14 protein-coding genes are annotated in these 12724 nt (G+C 73.0%); 6 read left to right on the top strand and 8 right to left on the bottom strand.

Features of this window, described 5'->3' with window-relative positions; all coding sequences use genetic code 11:
- Window positions 1–78: 78 nt before the first annotated feature.
- Entirely contained in the window at window positions 79–2202 is a 2124-nt protein-coding gene (locus FKD65_RS42665) for an MMPL family transporter (protein ID WP_141585829.1), read from the bottom strand.
- Between the two features lie 96 nt (window positions 2203–2298).
- On the opposite strand from FKD65_RS42665, the gene FKD65_RS42660 reads away from it, so the two are divergent.
- Window positions 2299–2811 carry a MarR family winged helix-turn-helix transcriptional regulator gene (locus FKD65_RS42660; protein WP_141585827.1) on the top strand — a complete coding sequence of 171 codons (513 nt, stop codon included), beginning with the start codon at window positions 2299–2301 and terminating at the stop codon, window positions 2809–2811.
- A 55-nt stretch (window positions 2812–2866) separates the two neighbouring features.
- On the opposite strand, the gene FKD65_RS42655 is transcribed toward FKD65_RS42660, so the two are convergent.
- Window positions 2867–3259 (bottom strand): VOC family protein, encoded by a 393-nt coding sequence (locus tag FKD65_RS42655; protein WP_141585825.1) that lies wholly within the window; start codon window positions 3257–3259, stop codon window positions 2867–2869.
- Window positions 3260–3371: 112 nt separating this feature from the next.
- Between FKD65_RS42655 and FKD65_RS42650 the strand changes: the two genes are divergently transcribed.
- From FKD65_RS42650 to pflA, 3 genes are all read left to right on the top strand, one after another.
- Entirely contained in the window at window positions 3372–4247 is an 876-nt protein-coding gene (locus FKD65_RS42650; RefSeq protein WP_141585823.1) for a class I SAM-dependent methyltransferase, read from the top strand.
- Window positions 4248–4579: 332 nt separating this feature from the next.
- A complete protein-coding gene (gene pflB, locus FKD65_RS42645) occupies window positions 4580–6838 on the top strand; it encodes a formate C-acetyltransferase (RefSeq protein WP_141585820.1) in 2259 nt (752 codons plus the stop codon).
- Window positions 6835–7659, top strand: a complete 825-nt coding sequence (pflA, locus tag FKD65_RS42640) for a pyruvate formate-lyase-activating protein (protein WP_240809869.1) — start codon at window positions 6835–6837, stop codon at window positions 7657–7659. Before pflB ends, pflA begins: the two co-directional genes overlap by 4 nt.
- A gap of 58 nt (window positions 7660–7717) precedes the next feature.
- On the opposite strand, the gene FKD65_RS42635 is transcribed toward pflA, so the two are convergent.
- The gene (locus FKD65_RS42635; RefSeq protein ID WP_141585818.1) at window positions 7718–8467 is read right to left on the bottom strand and encodes a ZIP family metal transporter; all 750 of its coding nucleotides are present in this window, start codon (window positions 8465–8467) and stop codon (window positions 7718–7720) included.
- A gap of 184 nt (window positions 8468–8651) precedes the next feature.
- Here FKD65_RS42635 and FKD65_RS42630 point away from each other — a divergent pair, with 184 nt between their 5' ends.
- Window positions 8652–9032: a pentapeptide repeat-containing protein gene (locus FKD65_RS42630; protein ID WP_168221386.1), complete on the top strand. Its 381-nt coding sequence runs from the start codon at window positions 8652–8654 to the stop codon at window positions 9030–9032.
- 57 nt (window positions 9033–9089) lie between these two features.
- On the opposite strand, the gene FKD65_RS42625 is transcribed toward FKD65_RS42630, so the two are convergent.
- Window positions 9090–9362, bottom strand: a complete 273-nt coding sequence (locus tag FKD65_RS42625) for a metal-sensitive transcriptional regulator (RefSeq protein WP_141585813.1) — start codon at window positions 9360–9362, stop codon at window positions 9090–9092.
- Between the two features lie 230 nt (window positions 9363–9592).
- On the opposite strand from FKD65_RS42625, the gene FKD65_RS42620 reads away from it, so the two are divergent.
- Window positions 9593–9982, top strand: a complete 390-nt coding sequence (locus FKD65_RS42620) for a DUF302 domain-containing protein (protein WP_141585811.1) — start codon at window positions 9593–9595, stop codon at window positions 9980–9982.
- Window positions 9983–10042: 60 nt separating this feature from the next.
- Here FKD65_RS42620 and FKD65_RS42615 read toward each other — a convergent pair whose 3' ends face one another.
- The 4 genes from FKD65_RS42615 to FKD65_RS42600 all read right to left on the bottom strand — a co-directional run bounded on the left by FKD65_RS42615 (window position 10043) and on the right by FKD65_RS42600 (window position 12605).
- On the bottom strand, window positions 10043–10786 hold the full coding sequence (locus FKD65_RS42615) for a cupin domain-containing protein (protein ID WP_141585809.1): 744 nt from the start codon (window positions 10784–10786) through the stop codon (window positions 10043–10045).
- A gap of 16 nt (window positions 10787–10802) precedes the next feature.
- Window positions 10803–11369, bottom strand: coding sequence for a TetR/AcrR family transcriptional regulator (locus tag FKD65_RS42610; RefSeq protein ID WP_240809868.1), 567 nt, complete (start codon window positions 11367–11369; stop codon window positions 10803–10805).
- An 81-nt stretch (window positions 11370–11450) separates the two neighbouring features.
- Window positions 11451–11834, bottom strand: coding sequence for a group 1 truncated hemoglobin (locus FKD65_RS42605; protein ID WP_141585805.1), 384 nt, complete (start codon window positions 11832–11834; stop codon window positions 11451–11453).
- A 126-nt stretch (window positions 11835–11960) separates the two neighbouring features.
- Complete coding sequence (locus FKD65_RS42600; RefSeq protein ID WP_168221385.1) at window positions 11961–12605, bottom strand: SPFH domain-containing protein; 645 nt, start codon at window positions 12603–12605, stop codon at window positions 11961–11963.
- Window positions 12606–12724 lie beyond the last annotated feature (119 nt).

Genomic DNA, 12724 nt, shown 5'->3' with positions numbered 1-12724 from the left:
AGAAGAGGGCCGCGGGCGCCGCCGTACTGCCGTCGCGACACCCGCGGCCACTCCGTCCACCGGCCGCACGCGGCCGTCTCAGCCGTCTCTGGCGGCGGACCGGCCGGTCTCCACAGCGCCGGGATCCCGCGGAGCCTGGGCGAAGCGGGTGGGCCACCACACCTTGGGGCCGATCATCCGGACGAGCGCGGGGACCAGCAGCGACCGCACCACGAGGGTGTCCAGCAGCACGCCGAACGCGACGATGAACGCGATCTGCGCCAGGAACGACAGCGGGATGACGACCAGCGCGGCGAACGTCGCGGCCAGCACGACGCCCGCCGAGGTGATGACACCGCCGGTCGCCGTCAGTCCCCGCAGCACGCCCTCCCGGACGCCCCAGCGCCGCGTCTCCTCGCGGACCCGCGACATCAGGAAGATGTTGTAGTCCACGCCGAGGGCCACCAGGAACACGAACCCGTACAGCGGCACCGAGGCGTCCAGGCCGGTGAAGCCGAACACGTGCCGGAACACCAGGGCCGCGACGCCCAGCGTGGCGACGTAGTTCAGCGCGACGGTGGCGATCAGCAGGACCGGGAGCGGCAGCGAGCGCAGCAGCAGCACCAGGATGACCAGGATGATCGCCAGGACGACCGGGATGATGAGGTTCCGGTCGTGGGCGGCGGTCTGCTGGGTGTCGTACTGCTGGGCCGTGTAGCCGCCGACCAGCGCGTCGGCTCCGGGGACGGCGTGCACGGCGGCGCGCAGCCGCTTGAGGGTGCTCTTCGCGGCGTCGCTGTCGGCGGACGCCTTCAGCGTCGCGTCGATCCGGACGCGCCCGTCCACGACCTTCGGCGGGCCGCCGGGGCGGCCGGACGCGCCGACCGGAGCGGCCCCCGCGACGCCCTCGGTGCGGGCGGCGGCGTCGACCACGGCCTTGGCCTGCGCCGCGTCGGCGATGATGACCGCCGGCTGGCCCGAGCCGCCCGGGAAGTGCTTGGACAGCGTCCGCTGCGCGGCGACCGAGGGCGCGTCGTTGATGAACGTCTCGTCCAGCGGGACGCCGTGGGCGCGCAGCCCGGGGGCGAACGCGGCGCAGGCGACGAGCGCGATGGCCGTTCCCGCGACGACGCGGCGCGGGTGCAGGTCGACCAGGCGGGCGACGCGGGTCCAGATGCCCCTTCCCCCGCCGGCGCCCTCCCCCGCCGGTCTGGGTTTCGCGGGCCAGAAGGCGACCCGTCCGAAGACGACGAGGGCCGCCGGGAGGAACGTCAGCGCGCTGAGGATGGCGCAGGCGATGCCGATCGCGCCGACCGGTCCGAGCGCCCGGTTGTTGGTGAGGTTGCTGAGCAGCAGCGCGAGCAGGCCGAGCGCGACGGTGGCGCCGCTGGCGACGATCGCGCCGAACGATCCGCGCACCGCCGCCCAGCCGGCGGCGAAGCGGTCGCCGTTTCCGGCGATCTCCTCCCGGAAGCGGGACGCCAGCAGCAGCGCGTAGTCCGTCGCGGCGCCGATGACGAGGATCGACAGGATGCCCTGGACCTGGCCGTCGACCCGCACGATGTCGTTCTTGGCCAGGACGTAGACGACCGCGCACGCCAGGCCCAGCGCGAACACCGAGCCGAGGATGATGACCAGCGGGAGCAGCACGCTGCGGTAGACCAGCAGCAGGATGACCAGCACGGCGACGAGCGCGACGCCCAGCAGGATCCCGTCGATTCCCGCGAAGGCGTCCGACAGGTCGGCCTGGGTGGCGGCCGGCCCGCTGATCTGCGCCTTCGTCCCCGGGACGGTCTTCGCCGCCGAGCGGACCCCGTCCAGCACGGTCGGCAGTTCGTCACCGAGGTCGGGTCTGAGCGGGACGACCCCCTCCAGCGCCAGCCCGTCGTCCGACCGCAGGGCCGGGGACGGCGTTCCGAGCGTTCCGGGCGCGCCCCGCAGACCGGCGAGCGCGCGGGTCGCGGCGTCCCGCTGGGCGTCCGTCACGGGGCCGTTCGCCGTCCACACGACGATGGCGGGGATGGTCTCCTTCTCGTCGAAGGCCTGCTGCGCCCGCAGGACCTGGGTGGACTCGGCGCTGCGGGGCAGGAAGGCCGCCTGGTCGTTGGTGGAGACCTCGCCGAGCTTGCCGGCGTAGGGGCCGAAGGCGCCGCCGACGGCGAGCCAGACCAGGAGCAGCACCGCTGGGACCACCCAGCGGATCGGGCGCGGCGGTGTTCGCATCGGTTCCTCCCCCAGCGAGTTCGACTGCCGCTGCATACCCACAAATACCTCAATCATTAACTATCTCAATGATTGAGTTAATGTAATCTGATCCGCATGGCCGACGGAGCGGAGGGCACGGAGGCGGCCGAGACGCCGCCGGGTCCCGCCGGCCTCCGGTCGTTCGCCGTCGAGCTGCGCCGGATGAACGCCGAGTTCAACCGGATCGCGCACGAGTTCGCGCACGCCAGCGGGCTGCACCCCACCGACGTCCAGGCCCTGGTCGCGATCATGGACGCGCCGCAGCGCGGTCCCGGCCGGCCGATGACCCCCGGCCGGCTGCGCGAGGAGCTGAACGTCACCTCGGGCGCGGTGACCGCCTGCCTCGACCGCCTCGAACGGCTCGGCCACATCAGCCGGGTGCGCGACCCGGCCGACCGGCGGGTCGTCCACCTGCGGTACGAGCCGTCCGCGATGACCATGGCCCGCGACTACTTCCGCCCGCTGTCGGAGAGCACCGAGGCGGCGCGGAGCGGCTTCGCCGAGGAGGAACTCCGCCTCATCCTGCGCTTCCTCCGCGCGATGAACGACGAGCTGTCGGCTCTCCGGGCACGCGGTTCCGAAGGCTGACCGCGGTCACCCGCCCCGCCGCGGAAGCGGGCCGCCGGTCCCGCGGGCACTCCTTCTAGGCGGGGCCGAGCAGGTCCCAGCGGTTTCCGGCGATATCGAGGAAGACGGCGACGCGTCCGTAGGGCTCGGTGCGGGGCGAGGTGACGAACTCGACGCCCGCGGCCGACATGCGTTCGAAGGCGGCGCCGAAGTCCTCCACGCGCAGGAAGAACCCCACGCGTCCGGCGACCTGGTTCCCGACGGCGGTCGCCTGGCGGGGGCCGTCCGCGCGGGCGAGCAGGACGCCCGTCTGAGCACCCGGCGGCCTGACGACGACCCATCGCTTGGGCCGTCCGTCGTTGGTGAGCGAGGGCGAGTCCTCCACCAGGTCGAACCCGAGGGGGCCGGTGAAGAACTCGATGGCGTCGTCGTAGTCGTCCACGACGATCGTGATCAGGTCGAGCCGCATCCTCGCGATCGTACGACCCGCCGCCGCCCGCGGGCCACGGGAATGCGCGATGATCGGGGGCGCCCGCCGCGCACTCGGAGCGCGGGGCGGCGGAGAGGATGGGAGACCCGGCATGGAGGAGACAGAGAGCAGCCGGACCGCCGTGCTCGTCTGCCAGGCCCGGGCCGTGGCGCACGGCCGCCTGGCGCCCGGCCGGTTCGACGACCCCATCGCCTCGGCCCTGCTCCGTCCCGACGAGAGGGCCGCGGTGGAGCGGGTCCGCTCGGACGAACCTCCCCGGGGAATGGGCCCCCGGCTGGAGTTCGAGTTCCTGCGCGCCACGGCCGAGGGACTGGTGCCGCGGACGGTCGCCATCGACGACGCCGTGAGGGAGCGCGCCAGGCCGCAGCTCGTGATCCTGGGCGCCGGGTTGGACGGACGCGCCTGGCGGATGCCCGAACTGGCCGACACCGCCGTGTTCGAGGTCGACCACCCCCGTTCCCAGCAGGACAAGCGGGAGCGCGCCGCGGCCCTGCCCCCGCCCGCCGGGAAGGTCGCCTTCGTCCCCGTCGACTTCACCGCCGACGACGATCTCGGCGAGGCCCTGGAGTCGGCCGGGTACGGGACCGGCAGGCCCACCACCTGGATCTGGGAAGGCGTCGTCCCGTACCTGACCCGCGCCGAGGTGGCGGCCACGCTGCGGGCCCTCACCGAGGCCTCCGCCCCGGGGAGCCGGCTCGTCGTGCACTACCAGGCGCCGTCGCTGGCCGCCTCGATCGGACGGCCGGTGGCCCGGGCGATGAGGCGCCTGTCCCGGCAGCCCGACCCGATGGCGCACGAACCGTGGCGCTCCGCCTGGACCCCGGCCGCCATGCGCGACCTGCTCGCCGGACAGGGCTACACGGTGGCCGACGACACCGACCTGCTCAGCCTGGCCGAGGCGCTCGGCATGCCCGTCCGCACCCCGCGCTCCCTCAGGTCCGGCCGCGTCCTCATCGCCGACCGCTAGACCGGCCGACGTGAGGTTCGGGCCCGTCCGGCACCTGTTCCGGGCCGGCTTTCTCAGGGCGGGTGACACATCGAGGGGCTGTGGCGCTGACAGAGATGTCGGCGGTCATTCGCGTGGCCCGCCGGCGCGGGCCCCGTCTTCGACTCCGCCGGTCACCAGGGCGGGGCCCGCTCGCCCGCCGCATCCCGCGCCTGGCGCCTCCCCGGTCTCCTGATCACTTGGGACCTTCGCCCCCGTCCCGCGGACTTCCGTCCATGCCCTAGGTCACGCCGCCGGCGGAGAGTGGAGGTGGCGCGCCGGGCCTTCGGGGCGCGGGACCCGATGGAGGGGCGATGACGGTACTCGAAACGGGGCGGGACGCCGCGGCGGCCGCGTGGCGCGGCTTCCGGGGAGGCGCCTGGCGCGACGGGATCGACGTGCGCGACTTCGTCCAGCGCAACCACTCCCCCTACGAGGGGGACGCGTCCTTCCTCGCCGGACCGACCGAGCGCACCCGCGCGGTGTGGGCGAAGGTCAGCGGGCTGTTCCCCGAGGAGCGGCGCCGCGGGATCCTCGACGTGGACGCGTCGACGCCGTCCTCGATCACCTCGCACGCGCCCGGCTACATCGACCGCGACCGCGAGCTGGTCGTGGGCCTGCAGACCGACGCGCCGCTCAAGCGGGCGATCATGCCGGCGGGCGGCCTGCGGATGGTGGAGGCCGGGCTCGCCGCCTACGGCCACGAACTCGACCCGGCCGTCCGGAAGGTCTTCACCGAGTACCGCAAGACCCACAACGACGGGGTCTTCGACGCCTACACGCCCGAGATCCTCAGGGCTCGCAAGGCCGGCGTCATCACCGGCCTGCCCGACGCCTACGGGCGCGGGCGCATCATCGGCGACTACCGGCGCGTCGCCCTGTACGGCGTCGACCGCCTCATCGAGGCCAAGCGCGCCGAGCGGGCGCGGCTGGACACCCGTCCCTCGGTGGAGGACGTCGTCCGCGACCGCGAGGAGCTGGCCGAGCAGATCCGCGCCCTCGGCGAACTGAAGCGGATGGCCGCCTCCTATGGGTTCGACGTCTCCGGACCGGCCCGCACCGCGCACGAGGCCGTCCAGTGGCTGTACTTCGGCTACCTGGCCGCGGTGAAGGAGCAGAACGGCGCGGCCATGTCGCTGGGACGCACGTCCACGTTCCTCGACATCTACCTGAGCCGTGACCTGGACGAGGGCCTCATCGACGAGGAGCGCGCCCAGGAACTCGTCGACGACCTGGTCATCAAGCTGCGGATCGTCCGCTTCCTCCGCACGCCCGAGTACGACGAGCTGTTCTCGGGCGACCCGACGTGGGTGACCGAGTCCATCGGCGGGATGGGCGAGGACGGCCGGACGCTGGTGACCCGGACGTCGTTCCGCTACCTGCGGACCCTGTACAACCTCGGGCCCGCCCCCGAGCCGAACCTCACCGTCCTGTGGTCGCCGCGGCTGCCGGAGCCGTTCAAGCGGTTCTGCGCCCAGGTGTCGATCGAGACCAGCTCGCTGCAGTACGAGAACGACGACCTGATCCGTCCCCGCTTCGGCGACGACACCGCGATCGCCTGCTGCGTGTCGGCCATGGAGGTCGGCAAGCGGATGCAGTTCTTCGGAGCCCGCGTCAACCTCGCCAAGGCCCTGCTCTACGCGATCAACGGGGGCCGGGACGAGGTCACCGGCGTGCAGGTGGCGCCCGCGCGCCCGCCCATCACAGGGGACCGCCTCGACTACGAGGAGGTGCGGGCCGCCTACGACGCCATGCTGGACTGGCTGGCCGCCACGTACGTCGACGCGCTCAACGTCATCCACTACATGCACGACAAGTACGCCTACGAGCGCGTCGAGATGGCACTGCACGACCACCCGGTCGCGCGCTCGCTGGCATGCGGGATCGCCGGCCTGTCGGTCGCGGCCGACAGCCTGTCGGCCATCAGGCACGCGAAGGTCACCGCGGTCCGCGACGAGACGGGCCTCGCCGTCGACTACCGCGTCGAGGGCGACTACCCCGCCTACGGCAACAACGACGACCGCGCCGACCGGATCGCCGTCGAGCTGGTCGAGTCGTTCCTGGACAGGATCCGCCGCCGTCCGTCGTACCGGAACGCCGAGCACACCCTGTCGGTGCTGACGATCACCTCGAACGTGGTGTACGGGCGGCACACCGGCAACACCCCGGACGGGCGGCGGGCCGGGGAGCCGTTCGCGCCCGGCGCGAACCCGATGAACGGGCGCGACCGCCGCGGCATGGTCGCCGCCGCGCTCTCGGTGGCCAAGCTGCCCTACGACAAGGCACGGGACGGGATCTCGCTGACCGAGACCGTGACCCCGCTCGGCCTCGGCCGCACGCCGGACGAGCGGATCGGCAACCTCACCGGCATCCTCGACGGCTACACCGACGCGGGCGGGTTCCACATGAACGTCAACGTCCTCGACCGCGCCACCCTGCTGGACGCGATGGAGCACCCGGAGAGGTATCCGCAGCTGACCATCCGGGTGTCCGGGTACGCCGTGAACTTCGTGCGACTCACGCGGGAGCAGCAGCAGGACGTCGTCGACCGCACGTTCCACGGCTCGCTGTGAACGCCCGGGAACGCCTCCTGCGCGAGGCCGACGCCGAACTGCTCGCCGCGGCGGCGCCCGCCCCGGCTCCGCCCGTCCCGGATGAGCGCGCCGGGTTCGCGGGCGCGGTGAGCTCCTGGGACCTGTCGACGGGCGTCGACGGTCCCGGGACGCGGTTCGTCGTGTTCACCGGTGGATGCCCGCTCCGCTGCCTCTACTGCGAGAACCCGGAGACGTGGCGGATGCGCGGCAGCCCCCGCGTCACCGCCGACGAACTCATGGCCGAGATCGCCAAGTACCGCCGCTTCATCTCGGTGGCCGGCGGCGGCGTGACGGTCAGCGGTGGGGAGCCCCTGCTCCAGCAGGCCTTCACCGCCGAGATCCTGCACCGCTGCCGCGGCCTCGGCCTGCACACGGCGCTGGACACCTCCGGGTACCTCGGCGCCCGCGCCGGCGACCGGCTGCTGGCCGACACCGACCTGGTGCTGCTCGACATCAAGGCGGGGACTCCCGCCGTCTACCGCGGGCTCACCGGGCGCGATCTCGCACCGACCCTGCGCTTCGCCGAACGCCTCGCCGAACTCGGCACGCCGGTGTGGGTGCGCTACGTCCTCGTCCCCGGCATCACCGACGCCCCGGAGGAGGTGGACGGCGTCGCGTCGTTCGTCGCCGCGCTGCCCAATGTCGAGCACGTGGACGTGCTGCCGTTCCACCGCCTCGGCGCCGCCAAGTACCGGCGCCTCGGCATTCGCTTCCCGCTGGCCGGGGTGGAGCCGCCCACCGCCGACCTCGTCGCGCGGACCCGGGCGAGATTCGAGGCGCACGGCGTCACCGCCCGCTGACCCCGCACCCGCGGATCCTCAGCGGGCCGCTCGCGGCGGCTCGACCCGGCCCCGCCCCTCAGGCGTGGGACAGGGCGAACGCCGCCAGGAACCCGACGACCATGATCAAGCCGGTGAACAGGTGGGTGTCCTCGTAGGCTTCGGGGATCATCGTGTCAGCGATCATGGTGAGGATGGCGCCGCCGGCCAGCGCGGTGATGCCGGCGAGGAGGTCGGCCGGAGCGCCCCCGAGCGCCGTGCGGCCCAGGACCGCCGCCAGCCCGCTGATCACCGCGATGCCGCTCCACAGCCCGAAGACGTATCCGCGGCCGCGTCCCGCGCGGCGCATCCCCGAGGCGCTCGAGAGCCCCTCGGGCACGTTGCTGATGAACACCGCGACCACGGTGACCAGGCTGACCGCGCCGCCGCCCAGGAGGCTCGTGCCGATCACGATCGACTCGGGCACGCCGTCCAGCAGGGCCCCCAGCGCGATCGCGCTCCCCGATCCGGGCTGCTGCTCCTCCGAGGGCTGCTGTCCTCCCGAGCGCTTGCGGTGCCGCGCGCCCCGCCAGGCGAGGACGGCGTTGGCGCCGGCGTAGAGCACCGCGCCCGCCACCGCCCCGATCGCGGTCGGGGCCAGCCCGCCCTGGTCGTGCGCCTCGGCGATCAGGTCGAAGGACACCGCCGACAGCAGGACGCCGCTGCCGAACGCCATCACGCTCGCCACCACCCGCGCCGGGACCGGGACCAGGAAGCCGACCAGGGCCCCCATCACCAGAGCCGACCCGGCCAGCAGGCCCCACCCTCCGGCCTGCAACGCTCCCTGCACGACTCTCCCCTCCGCCACCCGCCGGCTTTCCGACCACGCCCACTACCCGCCGGTTCCGTCTGAAACGTCCCGGACTGGGAGTCCGTCGCGTCCAGACTGGCATGCCGCGTGATGGTCCGCGAGGCGAGTGAGGTCGGCTAGTAGGGTCGGCGCCATGCCCGCTCGTTCCGCGCCTTCCTCACCGGTGAGAGAGCCCAGACCGCCGCAGATCCCCCGCAGGCTCACGCCCGCCGGGAAGGTCGAGCGGCACATCCGCCACGACGGGAAGTACCTGTCGCTGGAGTACGGCGCGGACGCACTCTCCATGGACGACCCGGACGGGGTCGAGGACGTCGATTTCGAGCGCTGCCGGTTCGTGCGGACCGGCTTCTCCGGGGTCGTGCTGCACCGGGCCGGGTTCGCCGAGTGCGCGTTCGCCGACGCGGACCTGGCGAACCTGCGGGCGTTCGACTCGCGCATGTCCAACGTGCGGATCATGAACGCGCGGATGACGGGGATGCAGCTCGCCGAGGCCGGGCTGCGGGACCTGCTGGTCGAGGGGTTCGGCATCACGATAGAAGACTGACCGGCCGCTCCGGGGCGCGGCGGACCGGACGTTCACCGCTCGGCGGGCCGGTTCATGTCATGCGAGGGCCAGGAACAGCTTCTCCAGCTGCGCGCGGTCGACGGCGGCCTGGTCGGTGCCCGCGTTCTCCGGCATGGCGCAGCGCTCCAGGCCGGTAGCGATGATCTTGAAACCGGCCCGGTGCAGGGCGCGCGAGACGGCCGCCAGCTGGGTGACCAGGTCGGCGCAGTCCCGTCCCTCCTCGATCATGTTGACGACGCCGCCGATCTGGCCCTGCGCCCGCTTCAGCCGCACCACGACGTCGTCGAGCGCGTCCCTGTCCAGCTCCATCCCGCTCCCCCGCTCTCGGCCTGATACCCCTATGGGTATAGGAACCCGTGCCCAGACCCGCCTATTCCTGGGCCGAGACCACCGGCGGGCACCCCAGCGGACGTATGTGATGGATGCATGACAAACCGCCACACGATGAAGCCGCGCAGCCGTGACGGGACCGAACGGTCGCAGGGCGCCCGCGTGGGCGCGGGCCTCTCAGGGAAGGCATCCCCCAAGGGGGGAGCATCATGGACTACGCGATCAGCCTCCGGCTGCACCGGCCGTTCGGCGAGACCGTCCAGCAGGTGCGCGCGGTCCTGGACGACCAGGGCTTCGGCGTGCTGACCGAGATCGACGTGCGGGCCACCCTGCGCGAGAAGCTCGGCGAGGCGATGGAGGCCTACCTGATCCTCGGTGCCTGCAATCCGGGGCTCGCCCATCAGGCGCTCGGCGTCGACCGGCAGATCGGCCTGCTGCTGCCCTGCAACGTCGTGATCCGGACCGACGGCGACGAGACCGTCGTCGAGGCGCTGGACCCGCAGGTCATGGTGTCGGTCAGCGACCGTGCCGACCTGGGTCCGGTCGCCGACGAGGCCAAGGAGAGGCTGGCCACCGCTTTGAGGCGGCTGGACTCCTGACGCCCGTCCTCGCGCGGCGCCATGCCACGCGGAGAGCACTCCTCCCGCGGTGCGCCGCGCTCAGCGGGCCGGAAACTCGATCTCGGCCGTCTGGCCGGCGCCGAGGAGGAAGTACCCGAGGAACGTCACACCCTCCTCCTCGGCGTCGAAGCGCGCGACCCGGGCGCCTTCGGGCTCGTAGAACACGTCCCCGGGGCCGAGGACGGCCGCCGCTTCGCCCTCGATCTGGTAGACCGCCGAGCCGGTCTCGATGCTCCCGAACACCGGACCGTTGTGCACGTGGAGGCCCGCCTCCCGGCCGGGCGCGATGGTGATGCGACGGACCTCGACCCTGTGCGTGCCGCGAGGCGGCGCCAGCACCTGATCGAGGAGCACCGTACGAGTGATCGGCGGGACGCCCCGCGCCGCGTCACCGCGGTACTCGCCGTCGCCGACCGGCTCTCCCGCCTCGGCCGGGTCGCCTTCGGCCGGTATCGGCTCGATGGCCAGATGCGTCATCGGGCGGTCGGGCGCGGCGCCGTGCCAGTGCCATTCGCCGGGAGCGATGCGCACGACGTCGCCGGTCTGGATCGTCTCGACCGGCCCGCCGCGCCGTTGCACGCGCCCGGTCCCCTGGGTGACGACGAGCACCTGTCCGAGCCGGTGCCGGTGCCACACGGTGCGGCCTCCGGGGGCGAAACGGACGCTGTCGATCTGCGTCGGCGCCCCTCCACCGGGCTCGGCCAGCGGCGCGATCCACGCGTCACCGGTGAACCATTCGGGTGGAGCGGCGGCGCCGCCGACGGGTGCGTGGGTTATCTGCATGGCATTCCTCAAGGGGTCAGCGGACGGTACGCGCGTCGAGCAGAGCGAGGATTCCCGCGATCGCCTGCTCGAAGGGCTCGGAGGCACCCGCGGCGCGGGCGAGCACGTATCCGCCCTGGAGGGTGGCGACGATCGCGGCCGCGGTGGAGTCGGGGTCCACGGAGGACTCCAGCTCTCCGTGGTCCGCTCCCTCCTGCACCACCGCCGCGAGCCGGGCGCGCAGCCAGGCGAAAGTCTCCTCGACGGGCCCGCGGAGCGTGGGCGTGGCCATGACGTCGGGGTCCTGGGTGAGCCGTCCGATGGGGCACCCCCGCAGGACGTCCCGCTCCCGGCGCAGGTATGCGGCGATACGCCCGACGGCCGGCCCGGGCCCGGACAGCTGGGCGTCGACGGCCTCGCGCATCTCCTCGGCGGTGCGGTCGATGGCGGCGCGAGCAAGGTCCTGCTTGCTCGCGAAGTGGTGGTACATGCTGCCCTGGCCGGCTTCGGCCCGCTCCTGGATGGTCTTCGGGCTCGTGCCCACGTAGCCGCGCTCCCACAGCAGCTCCCGCGCGCTCTCCACCAACCGCTCCCGTGCACTCACCCCCGCAGTGTACATACCAATAGGTACAGACGCATCACCTGCTCTCCCCGGCCGGCGCCGCGCACCCCGTTCCCGGCGCACTCACTCCGTCGCGGCCGCCCTCGGCGTGGACCGGCCGGACACGATGTCGTCGGCCAGCGGCATCAGCACGGCGGCGATCTCGCCGATGGTCCGCTCCGGGACGCCCGCCGCGGCGAGCGAGGCCGCCAGGTGCTCGACGACCCGGTCGAAGTGGGCGCGCTCGATCCCGAGCCCGAGGTGGACGTCCTTCATCGTGCCGCCCTGGTAGGCCATCGGTCCGCCGAGCGCCTCCCCGAAGAACTCGACCTGGCGGCCTTTCAGCCTGTTGAGCTTCGTGCCGACGAAGAAGCCGCTCAGGGTGTCGTCGGCGAGGATCCGCTCGTAGAGGTCGTCCACGACCGCCGTCAGGGCGGCCTCGCCGCCGATCGACTCGTAGATGCTCATTCCGTCCCCTCGGGTCAGGTGACCAGGCCAACCCCCGTGTGCGCGACTCGCCGCTCGGCCGGATCGCGCACCGCAACCCTAGACCCTTATTGGCGCTGCGCCAATAGATGACGGCCGATGGCGCGATCACTGGCGCGGCCGCGGCTCCTCCTGGGAGACGGCGCTGCGGGCGGCGAGCCAGCGGTCGAGGCCGCGAAGGGGGACGTCGGCTCGGACGACTTCGAGCAGCGTGATCGTCAGGCCCCACTCGCCGACGGCCTCCGCCAGGTCGGGGGTCAGCGGGTCGGTCCGGCCGGAGGCCAGTCCGCCCACCTCGCCCAGGTCCCGGTCGGCGACGTGCCGGCGCAACCGGCCCTCCACGATGACGCTGACCGCCGCCGCCTGCGGAACCGGCCGCAGTGCGTAGCGGGCCGGGTCGGACACCGACACGAGGACCATCGCCTTCAGCCGCAGGAGAACCCCGTCGCGGGTGGGCGCCTCGACCCACACATCCAGCGGGGGCCATCGCAGAGGGACGCGGATCCACCGGTCGACGCCCGGCACCGCCAGCACGCGGCCGGGCCCCCGCACCGTCGGAGGACCGCCGAGCCGGGTGACGACCAGGCGCTCCCCTTCGGGAACCACGCGCAGCGACGCGATGACCAGCATCGTGATCAGGACGAGGAAGGCCAGGGCCGCGAGCGACGTCCAGGTGAGGAAGCCCGGCAGCAGCTCGCCCCGAGGGGACGGGGCGGCGGCCGCCGCGTCGCCCCTCAGGAGGGCCCTGGCCATGTGTCCTCCCCCGCCGGTCCCCGCACGCAGGTCAGCGATACCGATGACCTGAGGTTCCACCATGACCGCCGTCCGGGCGCCCTGCCATCGGGCCCGACCACCAATTCGGCGAAACCGAC

It is taken from the genome of Actinomadura sp. WMMA1423 (assembly GCF_006547145.1).
Lineage (GTDB): Bacteria > Actinomycetota > Actinomycetes > Streptosporangiales > Streptosporangiaceae > Spirillospora.
The sequence above is the reverse complement of the archived record's forward strand: the minus strand, read 5'-3'. Positions and strand labels throughout refer to the sequence as shown.